This is a genomic window from Vibrio marinisediminis (genome assembly GCF_014050145.1).
GTDB lineage: Bacteria > Pseudomonadota > Gammaproteobacteria > Enterobacterales > Vibrionaceae > Vibrio > Vibrio marinisediminis.
In genome coordinates this window covers 1-22,435 of sequence record NZ_JACFYF010000001.1, presented here as the reverse complement: position 1 = coordinate 22,435, position 22,435 = coordinate 1, and the positions used below count along the sequence as shown (strand labels likewise).

The 22,435-nt window shown below is 42.8% G+C and carries 20 protein-coding genes; 16 read left to right on the top strand and 4 right to left on the bottom strand.

What is annotated here, in order from left to right:
• Nucleotides 1-2 precede the first annotated feature (2 nt).
• From H2O73_RS00100 to H2O73_RS00060, 9 genes are all read left to right on the top strand, one after another.
• Nucleotides 3-1,307 carry a sodium ion-translocating decarboxylase subunit beta gene (locus tag H2O73_RS00100; RefSeq protein WP_182105332.1) on the top strand — a complete coding sequence of 435 codons (1,305 nt, stop codon included), beginning with the start codon at nt 3-5 and terminating at the stop codon, nt 1,305-1,307.
• Between the two features lie 101 nt (nt 1,308-1,408).
• A complete protein-coding gene (locus H2O73_RS00095) occupies nt 1,409-3,055 on the top strand; it encodes an ATP-binding protein (RefSeq protein ID WP_182105331.1) in 1,647 nt (548 codons plus the stop codon).
• Nucleotides 3,042-3,728 (top strand): response regulator, encoded by a 687-nt coding sequence (locus tag H2O73_RS00090; protein WP_182105329.1) that lies wholly within the window; start codon nt 3,042-3,044, stop codon nt 3,726-3,728. The genes H2O73_RS00095 and H2O73_RS00090 overlap by 14 nt, the downstream gene beginning before the upstream one ends.
• 237 nt (nt 3,729-3,965) lie before the next feature.
• Nucleotides 3,966-4,268 (top strand): citrate lyase acyl carrier protein, encoded by a 303-nt coding sequence (citD, locus tag H2O73_RS00085; protein WP_182105327.1) that lies wholly within the window; start codon nt 3,966-3,968, stop codon nt 4,266-4,268.
• The gene (gene citE / locus H2O73_RS00080) at nt 4,265-5,143 is read left to right on the top strand and encodes a citrate (pro-3S)-lyase subunit beta (protein ID WP_246335793.1); all 879 of its coding nucleotides are present in this window, start codon (nt 4,265-4,267) and stop codon (nt 5,141-5,143) included. Before citD ends, citE begins: the two co-directional genes overlap by 4 nt.
• A gap of 12 nt (nt 5,144-5,155) precedes the next feature.
• Nucleotides 5,156-6,664, top strand: a complete 1,509-nt coding sequence (citF, locus tag H2O73_RS00075; RefSeq protein ID WP_182105325.1) for a citrate lyase subunit alpha — start codon at nt 5,156-5,158, stop codon at nt 6,662-6,664.
• A gap of 2 nt (nt 6,665-6,666) precedes the next feature.
• Complete coding sequence (citX, locus tag H2O73_RS00070; protein ID WP_182105323.1) at nt 6,667-7,188, top strand: citrate lyase holo-[acyl-carrier protein] synthase; 522 nt, start codon at nt 6,667-6,669, stop codon at nt 7,186-7,188.
• The gene (gene citG, locus H2O73_RS00065) at nt 7,178-8,122 is read left to right on the top strand and encodes a triphosphoribosyl-dephospho-CoA synthase CitG (protein WP_438696034.1); all 945 of its coding nucleotides are present in this window, start codon (nt 7,178-7,180) and stop codon (nt 8,120-8,122) included. Before citX ends, citG begins: the two co-directional genes overlap by 11 nt.
• Before the next feature lie 184 nt (nt 8,123-8,306).
• Nucleotides 8,307-9,080, top strand: a complete 774-nt coding sequence (locus H2O73_RS00060; protein WP_182105319.1) for a DUF5718 family protein — start codon at nt 8,307-8,309, stop codon at nt 9,078-9,080.
• A gap of 88 nt (nt 9,081-9,168) precedes the next feature.
• On the opposite strand, the gene H2O73_RS00055 is transcribed toward H2O73_RS00060, so the two are convergent.
• The 4 genes from H2O73_RS00055 to proV all read right to left on the bottom strand — a co-directional run bounded on the left by H2O73_RS00055 (nt 9,169) and on the right by proV (nt 12,970).
• On the bottom strand, nt 9,169-9,444 hold the full coding sequence (locus tag H2O73_RS00055) for a hypothetical protein (protein ID WP_182105317.1): 276 nt from the start codon (nt 9,442-9,444) through the stop codon (nt 9,169-9,171).
• 249 nt (nt 9,445-9,693) lie between these two features.
• A complete protein-coding gene (gene proX / locus H2O73_RS00050) occupies nt 9,694-10,701 on the bottom strand; it encodes a glycine betaine/L-proline ABC transporter substrate-binding protein ProX (protein WP_182105315.1) in 1,008 nt (335 codons plus the stop codon).
• Complete coding sequence (gene proW / locus H2O73_RS00045; protein ID WP_182105313.1) at nt 10,698-11,777, bottom strand: glycine betaine/L-proline ABC transporter permease ProW; 1,080 nt, start codon at nt 11,775-11,777, stop codon at nt 10,698-10,700. Before proW ends, proX begins: the two co-directional genes overlap by 4 nt.
• A 5-nt stretch (nt 11,778-11,782) precedes the next feature.
• The gene (gene proV / locus H2O73_RS00040; RefSeq protein ID WP_182105311.1) at nt 11,783-12,970 is read right to left on the bottom strand and encodes a glycine betaine/L-proline ABC transporter ATP-binding protein ProV; all 1,188 of its coding nucleotides are present in this window, start codon (nt 12,968-12,970) and stop codon (nt 11,783-11,785) included.
• A gap of 548 nt (nt 12,971-13,518) precedes the next feature.
• Here proV and H2O73_RS00035 point away from each other — a divergent pair.
• From H2O73_RS00035 to H2O73_RS00005, 7 genes are all read left to right on the top strand, one after another.
• The gene (locus H2O73_RS00035) at nt 13,519-13,872 is read left to right on the top strand and encodes a hypothetical protein (RefSeq protein ID WP_182105309.1); all 354 of its coding nucleotides are present in this window, start codon (nt 13,519-13,521) and stop codon (nt 13,870-13,872) included.
• A gap of 2,113 nt (nt 13,873-15,985) precedes the next feature.
• Nucleotides 15,986-16,480 (top strand): hypothetical protein, encoded by a 495-nt coding sequence (locus tag H2O73_RS00030; RefSeq protein WP_182105307.1) that lies wholly within the window; start codon nt 15,986-15,988, stop codon nt 16,478-16,480.
• Between the two features lie 736 nt (nt 16,481-17,216).
• The gene (locus H2O73_RS00025; protein WP_182105305.1) at nt 17,217-17,720 is read left to right on the top strand and encodes a hypothetical protein; all 504 of its coding nucleotides are present in this window, start codon (nt 17,217-17,219) and stop codon (nt 17,718-17,720) included.
• A gap of 1,257 nt (nt 17,721-18,977) precedes the next feature.
• Entirely contained in the window at nt 18,978-19,796 is an 819-nt protein-coding gene (locus tag H2O73_RS00020) for a DUF2971 domain-containing protein (protein ID WP_182105303.1), read from the top strand.
• A gap of 187 nt (nt 19,797-19,983) precedes the next feature.
• The gene (locus H2O73_RS00015; RefSeq protein ID WP_182105301.1) at nt 19,984-20,766 is read left to right on the top strand and encodes a hypothetical protein; all 783 of its coding nucleotides are present in this window, start codon (nt 19,984-19,986) and stop codon (nt 20,764-20,766) included.
• 152 nt (nt 20,767-20,918) lie between these two features.
• The gene (locus H2O73_RS00010; protein WP_182105299.1) at nt 20,919-21,476 is read left to right on the top strand and encodes a hypothetical protein; all 558 of its coding nucleotides are present in this window, start codon (nt 20,919-20,921) and stop codon (nt 21,474-21,476) included.
• 142 nt (nt 21,477-21,618) lie between these two features.
• Complete coding sequence (locus H2O73_RS00005) at nt 21,619-22,371, top strand: hypothetical protein (RefSeq protein WP_182105297.1); 753 nt, start codon at nt 21,619-21,621, stop codon at nt 22,369-22,371.
• Nucleotides 22,372-22,435: the final 64 nt, after the last annotated feature.

The window sequence follows — 22,435 nt, the reverse complement described above, 5'->3', positions numbered from 1 at the left end:
GTATGGAAAGCGTATTAGCACTAATTAATGACTTTGGTTTTCTGCATTTAAAACTTGGTCAAGCGGCAATGATACTGATTGGCTTGGGGTTACTTTACTTAGCGATCGTCAAGAAGTTTGAGCCATTGTTGCTGGTTCCAATTGGGCTTGGTGGCATATTAGCAAATTTACCAGATGCTAACTTGGCTATTAATGCAGTCGAAGCTGCTATCTATAGTGGCAAGGAAGAGGTACTCCAAGCGCTTGCTGCCATTCTTGGTACCACGGATGTGGCGTTTGATAGCCTAAAGCATGCTTATGAAATGGCTAACCCAACGCAAAAAATGCAATTGCAATTGTTGGCAGAGCAGTACAATTACAGTGATGGCATGCTTTACACCTTCTACAGTGTTGCGATTGCTTCAGGTGTTGGTCCATTAGTGATCTTCATGGGCGTTGGCGCAATGACGGATTTCGGACCGTTATTGGCAAACCCGAAAACCTTGCTATTAGGTGCCGCGGCGCAGTTTGGTATTTTTGCCACTGTGTTAGGCGCTTTAGGTCTTAGCCAATTAGGGGTGATGGACTTTAGCGTTGCTCAAGCCGCTGCCATTGGTATCATTGGTGGAGCTGACGGTCCGACGGCGATTTATGTATCAAGCATGTTAGCGCCTGAATTATTGGGTGCGATAGCGGTTGCTGCATATTCTTATATGGCATTGGTTCCAATGATCCAACCGCCAATCATGAAAGCACTAACATCAGACGCTGAACGCCAAATTTCGATGACGCAACTGCGCAGTGTCAGCAAGGTTGAGAAAGTGTGTTTTCCACTGATGCTGTTGATCTTAATTGCGATGTTACTGCCTTCGGCAACGCCACTATTGGGTATGTTCTGTTTCGGAAACTTAATGCGAGAGTGTGGTGTAGTCGAACGCTTAAATGATACCGCGCAGAATGCCTTGATCAACATAGTGACGATTTTCTTGGGGCTTTCTGTGGGTTCTAAGCTCATGGCAGATAAGTTCTTGCAGCCACAAACACTGGGTATCTTGGCATTGGGCATTGTTGCATTCTGTGTTGGTACCGCGATGGGTATTGTGATGGCCAAATTAATGAACTTAGTTTGTAAAGAAAAAGTTAATCCACTGATTGGTTCGGCTGGGGTTTCGGCAGTACCAATGGCAGCAAGGGTATCAAATAAAGTAGGTCTTGAAGCCAATAGTGGCAACTTCTTATTAATGCATGCAATGGGACCAAACGTTGCTGGAGTAATAGGTTCAGCTGTCGCTGCGGGTGTAATGATCAAGTATGTGATCGGTAGCTAACAAAAATATTAAAAAGGAAGAACTCGTTATCTTCCTTTTTAATTATTATTAGCGCAAAATAAGATTAAATATTTTTAATGGTGTTTATAAAAGGATTTTATATGAAGGTGCCTGCCATGCAACTAATTAACAAATATAAACATGGCTTGTCATTTAGTAGCAGAGTGTTCATGTTAATTTTGGGTTTGATGTTTATTCAATTAGCATTTGTAACAACTAATTTTCATCAGACGTTACTTGATACTTTAGAAGACCAAGTAGGAACAAGAGCATTAATTCAAGCAAAAGAGATTGCTAGTGATCCTGAATTAATACAAGAAGTTAGAATCAAGAATATTGTTGCAATTGAACGAGTAACGGATCGACTACATAAAATATCAGATGCAAGCTTTATTGTTATTGGTGATGAGGAAGGCGTTCGTCTCTCCCATCCTGATAAAGAAAAAATCGGTTTTCCAATGCAAGGTGGCGATAACGCAGGGGCATTGCAGCGTGGCGAATCTTACATTTCTATTCGAGAGGGTAGCTTAGGCTATGGGGTAAGAGGAAAAGCACCCATAGTCGATTTTGATGGCAATACAATTGGCGTAATTTCGGTCGGTTACTTGCTAAATCGCTTCGATCAGTGGGTCGTTCTCTATTTTAAACCCTTGGTTTACGAGTTGATTTTGTCTTTGATACTCACTCTTGGCGGTGCATGGTTATTCTCTAAACATATCAAGAAGAAAATGAATGGCATGGAACCGGCTGAAATTGCGTTTGCGCTTCACTTAGAAGAGTCAATATTAAGCTCGGTGTATGAAGGTGTCATTGCCATAGATAGGCAAGGAAAAACGCTAGCTGTGAATAGAAGCGCAGTACAAATACTAGGAATAAACCAACATTTTGAAGCATTGAAAAAAAATTCGTTACTAGAATTTATTACCAATTACCAGTTTTTCTTTAAAACACCTTATGAGCAAAATCTTAAGGATGAAATTATAACCTTAAACGGAAAAACGGTTATTGCAAATAGAGTCGCGATTTACGATGATGAAAATTTAATAGGTTGGGTTGTTAGCTTTAGAGCAAAAAACGATATTAATTCGCTAACGGCTGAATTGACGCAAATAAAACAGTATACAGAGAATTTACGAGTTATGCGCCATGAGCATGCTAACAAACTCTCTACAATTAGTGGTTTAATTGAAATAGGAGAATATAATTCCGCATTAGAAATTATTAATAGTGAAAATAATAAGAAACAACAGCTAATTGATTTTATAACATCGAGAATAAGATTGAAAAAAGTCGCTGGAATTCTTCTTGGTAAATATTCACGAGCTCAAGAGTTGGGTATAGAACTGCAGTTCGATCCGACCTGTCAATTGTTACAACTCAATGCCCCAATTGAGTCGAACGATTTATCGGCAATTATAGGGAATTTGATTGATAACGCCTTTGAAGCCACACTAAAAAACCCTGACAGCAACAAGATAGTAACGGTTTTAATTACCGATGCTGGCAATGATTTGGTGATTGAAATTTCCGACAATGGCTGCGGCATCTCAGATGATATCGCCAGCAGTATATTTAGCCGAGGTGTGACGAGCAAGGAAGACCGTGATGGTCATGGTATTGGCCTCTATTTGATCCAACGCTACGTGACCAATGCTGGAGGAGTTATTCTAGTTGACGATGCTGAGCCTAAGGGAACAACATTTTCAATATTTATTCCTAATAAGGTAACAACGCATGAATTTAATTGATGTTCTAATTGTTGAAGATGAAGTGGGAATTGCAGAGCTACATGCCCAGTTTTTTCGTCAAACATTAAGATTTAACCCTGTGGGTATTGCCTCTAATTTGGTCATGGCTCGCAGTATGATTCGTATCCATAAGCCTAAGCTGATTATTCTGGACAACTACTTACCAGATGGTCGAGGTGTGGATTTGCTACGAGAAATTGTGGCAGATAAAAAAGCCACCCAACCAGATGTTATTTTGGTTACCGCTTCGAGTGAAATGGACACTGTAAAAGAAGCGCTTCAATGCGGCTGTTTTGACTATCTTCTTAAGCCTATCTCTTATGAACGCCTGCAAGAAACGCTCAATCGCTATCTAAAGTACAACTGCGCCATTAAGGCGTTTGATAACATTAGCCAACGTCATGTTGATGACTTGTTCAACATGCAGGTACGAGACAAGGGCTCTAGTCGCCTACCGAAAGGGATTGGTGAGTTGACTTTGGATAAGATCAAGCAAGTTTTTAACGATAATTTAGGTCTTAAGTTTACTGCTGAAACGTTAGGAAACGAGGTGGGGATCAGTAAAACCACCGCGCGCCGTTATTTGGAGTACTGCTCAGCGAGTGGTTTCTTAATGGTAGAAAATGAGCATGGTCGGGTTGGACGACCAGAGCGGGTTTACGTTAGAAACTAACCTCATAGCGATAATCTTCAATAAACCCTTTTCAATTTGGAAAGGGTTTATTTTTTCACATCAATATCAAATTAATAAACGTCATTTAAAACATAAGTCAACTTTACCCTATGGCGAAATTTGAGCGCAGTCCAGCAATGGATTCACCACATCACAGACAATATTCCGTAAAGCAAAAGTGATGATTCACTTAGCACAGTTCTTACTCTAATTAAAATAGTACCCTAAGGACCCAACATGGAAATATTTCAGCGCTCATACGCTGGCACGCTTGAATCTAGCGACTTGCTAGTTGAAGTCGCGCCAGCTTACGAGAGCTCTATTGAGGTAGAGATCTCAAGCTCTGTTGAGAAGCAGTTCGAACCCGCAATCCGTAGAGTCGTTATGACCACGCTAGATGAACTAGGCGTCAAGTCGGCTCGCATTTCAATTAATGATAAAGGCGCGCTTGATTGCGTTATTCGAGCAAGAGTGCAAGCGGCAGTATTGCGCGCGGCTCAAGGTGAAGAGTGCCATCAACTTGTTTGGGGGGCAATATGAGCCAGAAATTACGTCGTAGCATGCTATTTGTACCCGGTTCGAATGCAGCCATGCTAAGTAGCTCGTTTATTTATGATGCCGATGCCATCATGTTTGATCTTGAAGATTCCGTCTCAATCCGAGAAAAAGACACCGCCCGTTTGCTGGTTTATAACGCACTTCAACACCCACTCTACGACGATATTGAAACCGTCGTGCGCGTTAACTCACTGGATACTCAATTTGGTAAAGCCGATGTGCTGGCGATGGTGAAAGCTGGCGTGGATGTTATTCGCTTAGCAAAAACCGACACGTTGCAAGACGTCATTGAAATGGAAATGATGATTGAACACGCTGAGATGGAGTTTGGTCGCGAGTTGGGTAGCACTAAAATGTTGGCGGCAATTGAATCGGCGATGGGGATCAATAACGCGGTTGCCATTGCCCACGGTTCCAAGCGTTTAATTGGTATTGCCTTAGGCGCAGAAGATTATGTTCGTGATTTACGTACGCAGCGTTCTGCTGAAGGCATTGAACTACTGTTTGCCCGTTGCTCAATTTTGCAGGCGGCACGTGCTGCGGGGATCATGGCGTTTGATACCGTTTATTCTGATTCCGCCAACGAAGACGGTTTCTTGCAAGAGGCGAGCTTGATCCACGGGCTTGGCTTTGATGGCAAATCTTTGATTAACCCTCGTCAGATTGAGCTTTTGCATCACGTATTTGCACCATCACAAGCGGATGTTGACCATGCGATTGCGGTGATTGAAGCGGCAGAAGAAGGGGAGCGACAAGGTACTGGCGTTGTTTCATTGAACGGCAAAATGGTCGATGGACCAATTATTGAGCGTGCACGATGGACCTTAGAGCGCGCGAAGTCAGGCATTAAACGTTAAGGCAGTTGCAGAATGAAAAATATAAACCTTGAGCTTTTTGAACGCTATCAGATCCAACCTTATTCAGGACCTCATGCCCTGACTCCACAACTTAAACAAGGCGTCGATAGAAAGCATCGAAAAATCTCGCCAAGTATTGAGCAAGCAATTAAAGAGAGTGGCTTACAAGATGGCATGACTATTTCGTTTCATCATTCGTTTCGTGGCGGTGATAAAACCATCAACTTAGTGATGCAAGCGCTAGCTGAAATGGGCTTTAAAGATCTCACTTTAGCGTCCAGCTCGCTGTCAGAGATCCACTCTCCATTGGTTGAGCATATTAAAAATGGTGTGGTTAAGAAAATCTATACCTCAGGGCTACGTGGTGATTTAGCTGAAGAGATCTCCCGTGGCTTAATGGAAGAACCGATTCATATCCACTCTCATGGTGGGCGAGTTCATTTGGTTGAAACGGGTGAACTTAATATTGATGTTGCCTTTCTTGGTGTTTCAACCAGCGATGAGTTTGGTAATGCCAATGCGGTAAGTGGCAAGGCAAAATGTGGCTCGTTAGGGTATGCGCAAATTGATGCTCAATACGCCCGATACACCGTTTTACTTACCGAAGAGTTAGTGGCTTTTCCAAATCAACCCGCATCCATCGCACAAGATCAAGTCGATGCTATTGTGCAAGTAGAAAGCGTTGGCGACGCATCAAAAATTGGTGGCGGTGCTACGCGAATGACGAGCAACCCAAGAGAACTATTGATTGCGCGCCGAGCCGCTGATGTGATTGAGCATTCTGGTTATTTCTACGATGGTTTCTCCATGCAAACCGGTTCTGGTGGTGCCTCACTGGCGGTGACTCGCTTCCTAGAAGAAAAGATGACAAGTAATGATATTAAAGCGAGTTTTGCTTTAGGTGGTATTACTTCAACTATGGTTGATTTGCACGAGAAAGGGCTGATTAAGACTTTACTCGATGTTCAGTCGTTTGATGCCAGTGCCGCTGAATCGATGGCGCGTAATGCTGCTCATATTGAAATATCGGCTAATCAATACGCCAATCCAGCTTCTAAAGGCGCAGCGGTAGAAAAACTCGATGTGGTGATATTGAGTGCACTCGAAATTGATACCGATTTTAACGTAAATGTGATTACCGGTTCTGATGGTGTTATCCGCGGTGCATCCGGTGGGCATAGTGATACCGCAGCTTCAGCGAATTTGACCATCATTGTTGCGCCATTGGTACGCGGGCGAATTCCAACAGTGGTTAATTCGGTGCTAAACATCGTAACAGCAGGTTCGCAGATAGATGTATTGGTGACTGACCACGGCATTGCGGTTAACCCAGCCAGAGAGGATGTGATCGCAAGGCTTGAAAAAGCGGGTGTCGAGTTAGTTACCATTGAGGCTCTGCAACAACGAGCTGAACTGCTTACGGGTGAAGCACGATCGATCCGATACGAAGACAAGGTGGTCGGTTTCATCCGTTACCGCGATGGTTCAGTGATTGATGTTATTCGCCAAGTGAAGGAGTAGCTGTGTATCACGGTCCTGTCGTTAGCCTCGAGCAAGTTCTCGAAAGTCGCGAAAACAGAGCCAACAAGCAGCGGGAGTGGGTGCAAACTCACTCTTTGCCGCTGGTGAGTTTTAGCATCAATATGATGGGTGAGGTGAAGAAAAACACCATCGCCCAAATTGCGTTTAATGCTGGCGTTGAAGCGATTTTCGCAGCTTGTGACGCCGCCCAATTGACGATTATTAGACATGAATGCGTCGAGGCAGATAGCGGATATGAATTGCTTGCTGCCATCTATACTCATGATGTGATCCGTTTAAAGAAACGGATGATCGCAATAGAAGAGGAGCATACGCTCGGGCGTCTTTTTGACATTGATGTGATCCCCCAAAATCTCCAGCCAATTTCTCGCCAAGAAGTTAATCGTTCCCCAAGACGTTGCCTAGTGTGCGATAGCGAAGCAAAGCTTTGTGCAAGAAGCAGAGCGCACACCAAAGCACAATTGATTAATAAAATGATGGAGATGACCAATGATTACCAATAAAACACTGATGTGGTTGCTGGATGATTGTTGTATTTATCACCCGGAGAAGGAGGGGCAGTCTCGACTTAATGTTTCAGTACTGGCGGGAAATCTTGCCTACCATGCGATGATGTTAGAGGTTCATCTTACGCCTAAACCTGGGCTGGTGGACTGCGCCAATAGTGGTTCACATAACGATATGGATCTAACCACTTTTGTCGCCAGTTGTGATGCGTTAAGACCGTTTATGAAAGCCTTTGTTCACGCCGGTTTCCAAGCCTCAAATGTTTCAGCTAGCGATCTTCTCACCCATCTTCGACCGATCGGGATTGAAGCAGAAAAAGCAATGTTTGCTGTGACGGAGGGCGTGAATACCCACAAAGGTATGATTTTTACCCTTGGGCTTATTTGTGGTGCGGTAGGTTGGCTGCATCAAAATGGGCAGAGTTATAACGCGCGAAGTGTTCGGGAAGTGATAAAAGCGAGTTGTGCTTCGTTGGTAGAAAAAGAACTAGAACAGAGTCGATCAAAAACGAATACTGCTGGAGAGCGCATTTTTCATCAATATGGTTTAACGGGTATTCGAGGCGAAGCAGCGCAAGGTTACCCAACAATTTTTGACTGTGCATTGCCAACTTATACCAAAGCCATAGAACAAGGCAGCTCTGAAGAAAAGGCCTTAAGCGTAACCCTGCTTGCGTTAATGGCGCAAAACAACGACACCAATGTTATCAACCGTGCCGGCCTTGTTGGCTTGAACTTTGTTAAGCAGCAAGCAAATAGCCTCATGACAACAAGCTATGACAGCCATCATGATTTTGAGCAACATCTTTTCGCGATGGACCGCCTGTTTATCGAACGTAACATTAGCCCTGGCGGGAGCGCCGATTTGCTGGCGGCGACCTGGTTACTGGTGCAACTCGACATTTGCTCACTGGTGCTGATTAACAAGTAATTGGCGAGATTAAATGTATTAAAACGAGAGCATATACCCAAGAAACTTGAAGGTACAGATAGGCGGCAAGTAAGAAAGTCCCCTGAGCATAGGTGAACCATGTGATTGGGGCGCACGAACACAGCCGACACTGCGGTAACTTCAAGTATGACGTGTATATAGCTCGGACAAAGAAGGAACATCAATGCTTTGCTTAGGAATAATAGGAAATTTCACTGGTCATTTGAGTGGTGCAGAAAAGGTCGCAGAAGATTTAATGCCGAATGGCATTTTCGTTATTAACTGCGAAGAGAATGACACTCTTACCTCTGGTGAAGAGTTGCGTTACCCAAGACAGGGGACAGAGGTGGATATTGAACCTGAGTTTGTACTACGTTGTCAGGTTGGGTACCAAGATGGCAAAGTAAGCTCTTTGATGACCACTCATATTTCGATTGGTAACGACATGACCATTCGTTCGCTTGCAGGCAGTGAAAAAATTTCACAAAGAAAAGCGTGGGGGACGCAGTCTAAAGGGATCAACAATCATTGGTGGAATGTCTCACGCCTTTCACCACTAAATTACGACGAAAATTTAAAACTGGTCTCTTATATTGAACGTGACCAAACGCTACATCTTGCGACGCCAGTGGTGAGTTGCACGGAAATGAAAGTCTTTTATTGTTATCTAATGGCGTGGATGGTTGAGCGAATTAATACTCAGCAAGGTGAAGGAATGTATCAAGAAATATTGCCAACCTTGGCAAACATGGGTTTTCCATCAGAATTAATTTTATATACTGGTGCGCCAAATTATACCCAATGGGGCAACGATAATTTTGTGCATGCGGGCGATAAAATTCATATAGCGGCGTTTAATGCCAATATCGTCTCCCAAGAACAGATAGAAGAAATGTTTTCCACAAATTCAAGCTGCAACAGTGACGCTGTGCTTTCTCTAAGCCAATTAGTCGTTTAATTAAGTTCAAATGCTATAGTTAAAAAAAAAGAGCAATGACAAGGAGTGTGTCATTGCTCAAGTCCAACAAAATCCCTACCAATCTCTATTACAAGCTCAGTTCTGTCGGAACAATTCTGGCGCTGTCGTCAATTTCTAGCTGGCTAACAAAACTATTACTGTGTCCTTCGCAAAGAGGCACAACAAATAAGGTGTGTGGTGACAATTTAGGCTGGGTTACTAAAACACCATGCTGTTGTTGCTGTGTGCAGTTTTGCTCCGCGCAGTAACTGTATGGCTCATCAGTAAAATGTTTCCAGTAACTTAGCCAGTGCTGTTTCGACTCGTCAGTTAAGTTTTGATTAAATGCGTTCGTTACTATCATGTTGTTACCTTATTGACTTGCTTGAATTTAATACTAAATTGATAGAGAGATAGGCGCTTAGACTTAAGCCTCACTAATGTGTGGTGCTAATGGCGTTAACGTTTCAAATGGTAGTTAATGCAAATAAATTGGGACGGCAGTTTAATCACTTGAAAGGGGCTAATGCTGGTTAGAGGGCGAGAGGGTATTTTGCCGGAAAAAAAGCCAGTGGAGGAAACCACTGGCTCTATTAGTTAAGTTCGTTTTGAATTAAAGAGCGGCTTTTTTCGCTTCTGAAATCCAAGAATCAAACAATGCTTGGTTGGCTTTGATCCAGCCATTCGCATGCGCTTCAATGTCAGCAGAAGAGTTTTTACCCTTACTCATGATCATGTTCTGTGCACTAACATCGTTAATGTCGACCTTGATAATCTCAAACAACTTCGCCGCAGCTGGGTTTTGATCAGTAAACTGTTTATTCGCAACAATGCGCATTGAGTTCATTTCAAAACCGTAGTTTTTACCATTTGGTAGTGTCGTGTCGATATCTTTACGCTCGCCAGGCAGCGCAGAGAACGGTACTTCTAGCCAAACAACGTCTTTACCCGGTACAAGCACGCCACTTACCCAGTATGGTGTCCATGTGTAGTAGACAATTGACTCACCATTTTGGTAGCGAGAGATCGTATCGGCAATAATAGCGGCGTAGTTGCCTTGTTGGTGAGTGACGGTGTCACGAAGTTTGTAAGCGGTTAGTTGTTCTTCGATCACCATTTCACAACCCCAGCCCGGAGTACAACCCGTTAGGTCTGCTTTTCCATCGCCATCTGCATCAAATAGTTTGGCAATTTTAGGGTCAGATAGCTGTCCAATGTTAGTGATGCCATATTTGTCGGCTGTCTTCTTGTCAACAAGGTAACCTTGAGCTGCGCCACTGATGTACTGACCTTCGCGGTAGAAGCTTTCATCACCGCCGGCCATGGTGTATTTATCAGCATGCAGTGGGAACCAACCGACAGCCAAGAACGTAGCGTCACCTTTTGCGATTGATGTATAGCCAACGTTGTAGTCAACTTCCTTTGTTTCATTCACATCGTAGCCTAGTGCTTCTAGCGCTTTATTTACGATTAATGTTTGGAAGGTCTCTTCAGCTACAGTCGATTGAACAGGCTGTACAACCACACCCTCGCCCGGCAGTTTTGCAGCCAAAGCGTTTGTTGAGACAGTCAGCGCAGATACTGCACTTACTAGTAGTGTTTTCTTCCATGAATTATTCATTCAGTTTTCTCCTGGATTGATTTTCCATCGGTTTTGTTTGCGCTAAGCCTAGCGATTAAAGAAGCTGGACCTGAGTGATACCAGCGCAGTTTTGTATCTTGTGCGTTTTCGCCCAGTTTTTGCGTAACACGGTCGAGTAAGATGGCGAGGATTACAATGCCTAAACCGCCCACCGCCGCTAACCCCATATCTAAGCGACCAATGCCGCGAAGAACCATTTGCCCAAGTCCGCCGACCGCGATCATCGAAGCGATAACCACCATCGAAAGTGACAGCATCAATGTTTGGTTCACACCCGCCATTATGGTTGGCATTGCGAGGGGCAATTGAATGCGATAGAGCATTTGCTTTTTACTGGCACCAAATGAATGACCCGCTTCGATCAACTCCTCTGGCACTTGTTGAATTCCCAAAATGGTCAGCCTAACCACTGGCGGCAACGCGAATATGATCGTCACAACAACGCCCGGCACATTACCGATACCAAATAGCATTACAATCGGTACCAAATACACAAAGGCAGGGGTGGTTTGCATGGCGTCAAGCAAGGGTCTTATCACTTTAGCTGCGGTATCATTCCGCGCTAGCCATATGCCCATCGGTAGCCCGATAATCAGACAGAAAAAGACCGAGGTCATCACCAGTGACAAAGTCGTCATGGCTTCACTCCATGCGCCAATGAGCCCGATAACGACTAAAGAGGCAAGGGTAGTCAGCCCCAACTTCAAGCCAGAGAACTGCCAAGTGAGTAAAAATAGAATCAGCAGCATGAAAGGTGCTGGTGTGGCAACAAGTGCGGTTTCAAAAGAGCTGAGAATGAAATCGATAGGTACGCGAATTGCCTGAAAAAGAGGTCTTCCGTGATCCACTAACCATTCAAGTCCATTTTCAACCCACATATCAAAAGGGATCACTGCATCGTCAAAGGGATTCATGATATCAAACGGGGCTTTTTCGACAGCCTCTGCTGATAACCAACTCGCATCACTGGATGCTGCAGTTTCTTCGCCCCATGGGTTACTTTGTTCTGGTGTTGTTTGTGCCCAGGGATCATTACTGGTTTGTTGTGTTGACATGTCGACTAATCCCTATCTAATGCATGAAGTAAACGTGATTTCGATACCACGCCAAAATACTGACCTTGCTCATCGACCACGGGGACTGAGTAAGGCACCTCCGCGACTGAACCTAAAATTTCATTAATAGGTTGGTTTGGTGTCAATGTGATTGTTGATTCGATCTGAGCGCTAACAAGGCAACTGCCAGATTTTTGTGCTTCACGTAACGAGTCAATAGAAACCAAACCTGAATACTTATTGGACTTATCAATGACGACGCCAAATTCGCGGTCATTGTCGCTGAGCAATCTAAGTGCAGAAGCCGGACCATCATGTTCTGACTTCTTGAATACCGCTGCAGGGTTTTTACGAGCAATGTCTTTAGCGGTAAGGACACTGGCGATATTAACGCCGCGGAAAAATGCTTCGACATAGTCATTGGCAGGTTTGTTTAGAATTTCGTCTGGCGTGCCGACTTGCACAACCACGCCATCTTGCATGATCGCGATTCTGTCGCCGATTCGCATTGCCTCATCCAAATCATGGGAGATGAATACGATTGTGCGTTTATCATCACCTTGTAGACGGATCAGCTCGTCTTGCATCTCTGTACGAATGAGCGGGTCTAATGCTGAAAATGCTTCATCCATTAGCAGGATATCGGGGTCACAAGCTAAAGCTCGGGCCAATCCAACACGCTGTTTCATACCTCCGGATAATTCATCGGGGTAAGACTCTGAATAGGCGTCTAGTCCCACACGAGCAAGTGCTGAAAGCGCGGCACTTTTGCGTTTTTGGGGCGCCACACCTGCAAGCTCTAATCCAAAAGCGGCATTTTCAATCACCGTCATATGCGGCATCAAAGCGAAATTTTGAAATACCATTGAGATATTGTTACGACGAACTTCCCTCAATTCATCTTCAGAGATATGTGCGATATCTTTGCCACGTAAAAGTACGTTGCCGCGGGTGGGCTCGATAAGACGGTTGAGCAATCGAACAAGAGTGGATTTTCCGGAGCCTGAGAGCCCCATGATGACGAAGATTTCGCCTTCGTTGATAGACAATGATACATCATGAACACCGACGGTTAGCCCGGTTTTCTCGAAGATAACATCTTTATCTGCGCCTTTCTCAATAAGAGAAAATGCTCTATTGGGATCTTCCCCAAAGACTTTGTAGAGCCCCTGAACTTCCAAGATGGGCGACATTTATTAGTCCTTTAATAATTGTTAATTTTTACCGAAAAACCTTCGTACTCTAAACAAAAGTAGACTAAAAATCAATCTGAGCAAGTGCGAAGGGAATTTTACTTAGTCAGTGAGTTGACGGTATCTGATTGAAAAACAACAAGAGAAAAGTGCTGAATCCCGCACTTTAAAACATGAGCTGAACGTAGGCAAAGTTACCTCAGTGTTTATGGTTTACTGAACGTTGTGCGTGTTACGTATTGAATTTATTGGGATAAAAAATTAGCTTGCATCGGTTGCGATACGATGAGGTCAATAAATACATTTGAAAACCCATATCCATACTTGTAAAGGGGTTACGGTTAGACCTCAAATGAATTACGGGGTTTTCTATTATATAGCATTCAATGTGATTGAATATGTGTTTATGTACATATGGTATAAAAATAGAGATAAGCAAGAAATATGAGTCATTTGAGCGTATAACACGCAAAAGTAAAGTGGTATCTATGCTATAAATTGCAAAATTTTTTAAGTACTTATAAGCACAACCTTGCCAGTAAGATAGCATGAAAGATAATGTTATCATTCGTGGAAAGCGAGCTGGTAGGCGTATAGAAAGCGTTATGTGTCAGGAGGCATTGGTGGAAGAAAAGAATCAAATAGATCAATTGTTTAATGAGATGGCGGAGCAAGTATTAAGCTTTATAGCTAAGTCTGAATCAGGGTTTGATGAAGGTTGGGTACCAGCAGCTTTTATCAAGCAACAGCTTAACCTTACTAAGAATGCTTACCCGCAAGGTAACAAAACTGACAATAAAACTGGGTGGCTTTTCGCAACGTTAGCTCGCCACTTACAAGACCAGAATAAAGTGGAATTCAAGAAAGTTGGTTCACGATCTTATTATAAATCAAACAGGTAGGTGAAAATGTCGTACTCAATAACTGATGTAGTGTGTAAAGAATGTGGCACGAAGTATCAAGCAGCTCTTAATGGAGTATTTCAAGTTAACGGCGAATATGCTGCCACTTGTACTGCTTGCAACAAGCAAACCTTTTTTGCATGGGGTGTTGAATCTGCACCAATTGTATCGACTTTTCCTGAAAATACGTCTCCAGTGTATTTTGTAAAAGTTATATAGTTCAGGCACATAACAAAGCATTTAAGACGGATTCTCAACGCTTGGCAATTTCAGCCTAGGTCAGCTTCAGTGTTAAATGTGGCAAGATTTAAGGTTGGGTGGTCGCGTTGTTCACCACTTAATGCGGCGTTATGTTTTAATGGAATTTCAATGGCTTAAATGCCTTTGAGTCGTTCTTTGTCCCTCTAGCCATTCGTTGGGAGTAGACTCAGCAAATCACGATTGTCGCTCAGTTCTTAAATCTCTCAGCCCGTAAAACATGCCAAGGTTCGCGGGTTGCTTCATTCGAGTTTTCGGGTGGTTCAGTAGTCAGGTTTTTCTGGCTCAAAGTCGCTTTGGGCATATTTCCCAATCAGCCAATAACCTTGGCAGTTGCCTCGGCAAATCGGTATTGTTCTGCGCTGTTGTTGCTAAGAAAGGGCGCTTGTTGAGCCTTGATCGAGTTACCTCATTAGCAGGGAAGTGGGCTTACTCGTTTCAGGTTTTGCGTATCTGGCGGTCAAGTGAGTTCGAGCTTGTGATTTGGTTCAGAAAACTAGGTCTACACTTCAGTTCTTTGCCAAGTAAATCAACGAATTGTGCTAAAACATAACAAAGCATTTAAGACGGATTCTCAACGCTTGGCAATTTCAGTTCAGGTCGGCTTCAGTGCTAAATGTGGCAAGGTTTTAGGTTGGGTGGTCGCGTTGTTCACCACTTAATGCGGCGTTATGTTTTAATGAAATTTCAATGGCTTAAATTCCTTTGAGTCGTTCTTTGCCCCCTCTAGCCATTCGTTGGTAGTAGACTCAGCAAATCACTATTATCGTCCCTTTCTTAAATCACTTAACCCGTAAAACATGCCAATGTTCGCGGGTTGCTTCATTCGACTTTTCGGGTGGTTTAGTCGTCGGTTTCTCTGGTTCAAAGTCGCTTTGGGCATATTTCTCAATCAGCCAATAACCTTGGCAGTTGAGTCGGCAAATCGCCATTGTTCTGCGCTGCTTGTGCTAAGAAAGGGCACTTGTTGAGGCTTAACCGAGTTGCCTCATTATCAGGGAAGTGGGCTTACTCGTTTCTGGTTTGGCGCATCTGGAGGTCAAGTGAATTCGAGCTTGTGACTTGGTTCAGAAATCTAGGTCTGCATCCCAGTTCTTTGCCAAGTAAATCAACGAATTGTGCTAAAACATAACAAAGCATTTAAGACGGATTCTCAACGCTTGGCAATTTCATTTTAGGTCGGCTTTAGTGCTGAATGTGGCAAGGTTTAGGGTTGGGTGGTCGCGTTGTTCACCACTTAATGCGGCGTTATTTTTCAATGTAATTTCAATGACTTAAATGCCTTTGAGTCGTTCTTTGCCCCTTTAGCTACTTGTTCGGAGTAGACTCAGCAAATCACGATTGCCTGCCCCAATTCTTGAATTACTTCACCCGTAAAACATGCCAAGGTTCGTGGGTTGCTTCATTCGAGATTTTGGGTGGTTCGGTAGTCAGGTTTCTCTGGCTCAAAGTCGCTTTGGGCATATTTCCCAATCAGCCAATAACCTTGGCAGTTGAGTCGGCAAATCGCCATTGTTCTGCGCTGTTGTTGGTAAGAAAGGGCACTTGTTGAAAGAGTATCGAGTTGCCTCATTATCAGGGAAGTGGACTTATTCGTTTCCGGTTTGGCGCATCTGGCGGTCAAGTGAGTTCGAGCTTGTGATTTAGTTCAGAAAACCAGGTCAATACTTCAGTTCTTTGCCAAGTAAATCAACGAATTGTGCTAAAACATAACAAAGCATTTAAGACGGATTCTCAACGCTTGGCAATTTCAGTTCAGGTCAGCTTTAGTGCTAAATGTGGCAAGGTTTAGGCTTGGGTGGTCGCGTTGTTCACCACTTAATGCGGCGTTATACGTTCTCGGAGGATTTTAGTCTTGGAAGAATTAGTTCAGAAATTAGCATTAATTGATGAGCTAGAAACTTGGAAAGAATATAGCCAAGGTTTTAGTCCTCAGGATAAGAAATTAGCTTTTGAGCGTGCTCAGGCTTTGTGGATAGCACGAAAGGTTTCTGAGAATGCGCTTTATCTTCATCCTGATGTTATTTCCGATCTTCAACGTCAAAGTTGGATTCCAAATGATTTACAAAAGCGCATGATTTGGGCTAGCGTTTTGGTATCTGCTGAGGGTGTTCGAAGTAGAGAACGTTTTAAATCAATTAAAAATAGTCTCATAAATAGATATGGTCGAGATTGGTGGGAAGACGTTTATAAACGTCAGAAACCAGCTTTTGCGGCAAAAGAACGTATTCGCAAGCAAATTGCTTCTAATGGAGCCGCGGTTAATATGCTGATGGCAAATACTCATCTATTTGGGGAAGTGGCAAGAGATCAAATTACTTCTGCTTTGAGTATAGTCCCCAAGTGGTAAACACGTATAACAAAGCGTTTAAGACGGACTCCCAACGCATGGCGTTTTCGGCTTACTTTGGTTTAAGTGTTTATGTCACAATGGTTTAGGTAAGGTGGTTAGCGTTGCTCGCCACTTAACGCGGCGTTATGTTTTAATGTGATTTCAATGGCTTAAATGCCTTTGAGTCGTTCTTTGCCCCTTTAGCTACTTGTTCGGAGTAGACTCAGCAAATCACGATTGCCTGCCCCAATTCTTGAATTACTTCACCCGTAAAACATGCCAAGGTTCGTGGGTTGCTTCATTCGAGATTTTGGGTGGTTCGGTAGTCAGGTTTCTCTGGCTCAAAGTCGCTTTGGGCATATTTCCCAATCAGCCAATAGCCTTGGCAGTTGCCTCGGCAAATCGCCATTGTTTTGCACTGTTGTTGCTAAGAAAGGGCGCTTGTTGAGGCTTGATCGAGTTGCCTCATTATCAGGGAAGTGGGCTTACTCGTTGTTGGTTTGGCGCATCTGGCGGTCAAGTGAGTTTGAGCTTGTGACTTGGTTCAGAAATCTAGGTCTGTATCCCCGTTCTTTGCCAAGTAAATCAACGAATTGTGCTAAAACATAACAAAGCATTTAAGACGGATTCTCAACGCTTGGCGGTTTCAGTCTAGGTCGGCTTTAGTGCTAAATGTGGCAAGGTTTAAGGTAGGGTGGTCGCGTTGTTCACCACTTAATGCGGCGTTATAGCACATAAGGATAAATAATAAACTATGCAAAAGTTTGCAACACTAGTAAGTGTACTGTCTTTACCTGCTTTAGTAGCGGTAGTGGGTGGATTTAATAACTTCGACATGTTAATCGATGCCCATATAAATAATGGAATATACAAAGTTTTAGTATTTATATTTTCCATACTTAGTATGGTTGGACTATTTTGTGGTATCAGCCGATTACATGATTCAATAGCTGTTTTTTTTAATACATGTAATGGAACAGTTGTTGGAGCGCTTATATCTATGAATATGGCGAAGTGCTTTGATGGAAGCATGACTCCTTCTTTTGCAATACTTCTCAGTTTAGGGGTATTTATTCTTTGGGAATTGGTAGATAACGTAAAGGGCATTAAAAGTTGCTTTTATGAGCCGGAAAGTAAAAATGCAAAAAAAAATGATCGCATCTTCAATAGTGTAGCGATTATCTTAACCATAATTGCAATTGGTGCTTTCATCTTTTTTTATCGGATGAAAATTATGCCGACGATAGCTGTGCTATAACAATCTGTTTAAGAGTGATTCGCAACGCGTGGCATTTTCAGTATGCGTTGGTTTAAGTGATTAAGGTGGTATGCGGCGGCTTTGGTATTGCGTTGCTCACACCTTAACAGGGCGTTATGCAATGAGAGCAAAATTGGTAGTAATCGTCTTTTTTGTTCTCTCTGGCTACCCGTTTTCTGGTGTCGGCAAATCGGCATTGTCGCCCTCAATTCTTGAATCTCTCTAGCCGTAAAACATGCCAAATTTTGTGGGTTGCCTCATTCAATTTTTCTATCTGGTTGGTGGTGAGTTTAGCTGGCTTAAACTGTGGAAAGGGTAAAGTAAACGATAGCCCAAACTTGCTGAGGCTCTGGCACTTTTAGTTATTTGTCGCAAAAGCATTTTTAAGCGCTGAAGTTGAGTGCCTACTACTTGTTGAGGCTTTAGGTTTCTTAAGTTCGTGAACTTCGTAGAGTTCTATGATTTTGGGAACTGTTTTTGGCTTAATGGCTTTGGCTTCTGTGGTAAGTTTCTGGCTATGTCGCTGAATTTGCATAACAAAATGTTCAAGGAGGATTCGCAACGCTTGGCGAATTCTGTTTAAATTCAGCAATGGTGTTTAAGGTGGTTTGCCGTGGCTTCAGTGTAATGCGTTGGCTCACCCCTTAACATGGCGTTATGTTTTAATGGGATTTCAATGGCTTAAATGCCTTTGAGTCGTTCTTTGTCCCTTTGGCTATTTGTTGGGAGTAGATTCAGCAAATCACTATTATCTGCCTCAATTCTTGAATCACTTCACCCGTAAAACATGTCAAAGTTCGTGGGTTGCTTTATTCAGGTTTCGGGGTAGGTTGGTCATCTTGTTTTTCTGGTTTAAAGTCGCTTTGAGCGTATTTCCCAATCAGCCAATAACCTTGGCAGTTGCCTCGGCAAATCACCATTGTTTTGCGCTATTGTTGCTAAGAAAGGGCGCTTGTTGAGGCTTGATCGAGTTGCCTCATTTGCAGGGAAGTGGACTTACTCGTTGTTGGTTTGGCGCATCTGGTAGTCAAGTTAGTTCGAGCTTGTGATTTGGTTCAGAAAACTAGGTCTACACTTCAGTTCTTTGCCAAGTAAATCAACGAATTGTGCTAAAACATAACAAAGCATTTAAGACGGATTCTCAACGCTTGGCGGTTTCAGGCTAGGTCAGCTTCAGTGCTAAATGTGGCAAGGTTTAAGGTTGGGTGGTCGCGTTGTTCACCACTTAATGCGGCGTTAGCTTTTTGAGGATGAACGGTGATTCTGTATAAATATATGTCGTTTCAAGCTGCACGGTCAGTTATTGAAAACTCGTCACTTGGTTTTTCGTGTCTAGAAGATCTGAATGATCCTTTTGAATGTACTTCGTTTGGGTTTGAAGAGAGTGATGGTTCGATTATCACAGCTAATATTGCTACGAACGCGTGCAAAAACCGATTTTCGAGAAACTATGGTGTATTGTCATTGACGAGACAACCTTTAAACTCGTTAATGTGGGCGCATTATGGCGACGAGCACCAAGGTGTTGTTATAGGTATTGACGTTGACCTAGCCAATCTATCGGATGAGAGTGCCGCCATTATTCCTAGTCAGTACGGAGAGGTTATTTATTCCGCGACTAAGCCCCATAACAATTTACCAATCATTAGTGAAAATGAATTAATGAGTATTGGCAACGGCATTAAGTTTAACTCGGATGCTTTTAATTTGGTTAAGAGAGCCTTTTTATACAAATCAATTGAATGGGGCTATGAAGAAGAGGTTCGTGTCGTAAAGGACATATCAAAGTTACCGTTTGGTTATCATGTTGGTGAGGGTCGTTGCAATGAGTGGAATAAAATCACGGTGGCGGGACGTCCACTATATTGTTTTGATATCCCAACTGACGCAATAAAAGAAGTATATTTGGGGCGACATATATACAAAAATGTTTCAAAAAAGAAACACCTCAGTGGTGATGAGCTTAAAGAGATCCTTTTATCATGGGGGCGGAGAGACTTAAAGCTCTTGCAGTGCGGAGCTGATATCAATTCATGGGCGTTAACGGCAAACCCATCCATTAACCAACAAAGCTAACAAAGCGTTTAAGACGGATTCCCAACGCTCGGCATTTTCGGTTTGATTCAGCTTTAGTGTTTACGGCACAATGGTTTAGGTAGGGTGGTTGGCGTTGCTCACCACTTAACGCGGCGTTAGCTATATATACAACCCGTCACGCATGGAATATACTGAAAGTGTATTTTTTACATTCTAAAGTATTGTTATGACGAATAAAAAGAAAGAGACCGAAGAAGCTGATTTGCGAGCAAAAATTTGTTTTGTAATCATGCCAATTTCAAATCAATCGGGTTATGAATCAAGTCATTTTAGCTTGGTTTACGAGGATATTATTAAACCAGCTGTTGAAGCTGCGGGAATGAAAGCTGTACGGGCTGATGAAACTGTTAATACCAATCTAATTCAGTTGGATATTTTACGTAAAGTTATAGAGTCAGATATTGCAATTTGTGATATGAGCGCAAAAAATCCCAATGTATTTTATGAACTAGGTGTTCGGCAGGCTTTTGATAAACCGACAGTTCTCATGATTGACGATGTAACCCCTGCTCCTTTTGATGTATCGAGCCTCCGGTACGTTGAGTATAAAAAAGACATGGGCTATCGAGATGTGAAGTTAGCAATAGAAAAACTGACTCAAACGATAATAGAAACTTATGAAAAGAAAGATGATAAGTCAGAAATTAACTCATTAATTCGACTGATGGAACTCACTACGCCCGCTCAACTAAATCAAACTGACATTTCAGCTGAAGATCGCGCAGCTATTCAAGTGAATGAATTAACAGCAGCAGTTCATAGTATGCAAGTTACCCAGAATAAGATTCTCAAGTCAATTGAAAGTGACTTTTCTAGATCTTTAAAGGTCAAGACTTATGACTCACGAACTAATAGTATTTCGATTGATGATATATTGGAAGAAGCACTCAACAACCCCACTAAGCAAAGAAAGCTCAATCTAGATTTCTCTAAAAGCAAGAGTATTTAAGAAACAATATAGCTAACAAGGCGTTTAAGCCGGATTCCCAACGCTTGGCGTTTTCGGCTTACTTCGGTTTAAGTGTTTATGTCACAATGGTTTAGGTAGGGTGGTAGCGTTGCTCACCACTTAACGCGGCGTTAAGCTTCAATGAGAAAGTTATGGACTATGAAGAATTAAAAAGGCAAGGAATCGAAAGTTTCCTTGCTGACGAAGAACTTAACAAAGCTAGCAGAATTGAACATTTTGTAGAGTTAAATGAATTATTTGGACCACAAGGTGACAAATTACTAACTGGTGGTATGCAATCTCAACTCGCATTGCATGAATTAGCTAATAGCTATGTCAATGGAAATTACATGGCTGTTGTGTTGCTTGTTCAAGCGTTTATTGAGCACTCTCTATCTGGCGAATTCATAATGCGGGGTCAAAACGCAATTGCAGAGTCGTCGTTTAAAAAAATCATCGATAACTCATTGAGTAACGATATTATCGATGCAGAACTTTACGATTTATTGGAGGCGCTGAGGAAAATTAGAAATCCGTATGTGCATGCTAAAGCCGGCATTAAGTCGGGCTCGCTCATAAAAAAGATGATCGATGGACGTTTTGAGTCTGCGGAACTTTTAGCTAAGTCTGATGCGCTTCAATCACTAACTATCCTTAAAGTCTTTATGGAGCAAAACGTAGTAATGTGGTTCCCTGAAGATGAAGCTTAACAAAGCGTTTAAGACGGATTCCCAACGCATGGCGTTTTCGGCTTACTTCAATTTAAGTGTTTATGTCACAATGGTTTAGACAGGGTGGTTAGCGTTGCTCACCACTTAACGCGGCGTTAGGAATATGAGGTAAACAATAAGTATGTCAGGAACAAACTTGGCTCCAGAGAAGATCACTAGCCCTTTTCAATTAATGGCTGCATGGTTTGCAATGCTCGTTCTCCTTAGTTCAGTATTACTTACGGCGGCTGTTCAAATCGAAAGCCCTGTTTGGGCTGCAGGCTATTTGGTTTGTTTCACCTCACTTGTGGTGATTACAGTTATTGCGTGTGTGTTTTTAATGTTGACTAAATTTCGTCCACATTTGCAGGATGGAAAAGAATATGCGCGTTGGTTGAAAGATCAAGGTCAATATACTCAGGGGGTTCGTCTCCCAGAGCTACCTTCGAGTGCTGAGGCTACTGACAAGGTTGAGGACAATAACTTTCTAGTGAGTTTACTAAACACTCCAAGTGCTATCGCTCTTTCACAGAAATTAAAAGCTAGGGGTTACAATGTGGAAGTTTACGAAGATCCTTCTCCTTTCCCGTCTGAAGTTCATACCAGCTTATCTGGTCAAGAGGGAATATGGCTTGGTTCTCGGATTCCCGCTCGTGAAGCTATAAATGCAATTCAATTAGTTCTCAATGATTGGTCGGGACTGAAATACATACACCTTTCCATGGATGGTGGTGATCCACCTGACTATGTTCACGAACAAATCTTTTTTGGTGGTTCCAACAAGGTTGTTGAACGTTATGGTTTAAAGCCTTGGACACCCAAAGAACTGATGGCTTTGAACCCTGAAATGTCTGATGAAGAATTCCAGCGTAAGATTCGAGAAAAATATTCCTAACAAAGCGTTTAAGACGGATTCCCAACGCTTGGCATTTTCGGTTTGATTCAGCTTTAGTGTTTAC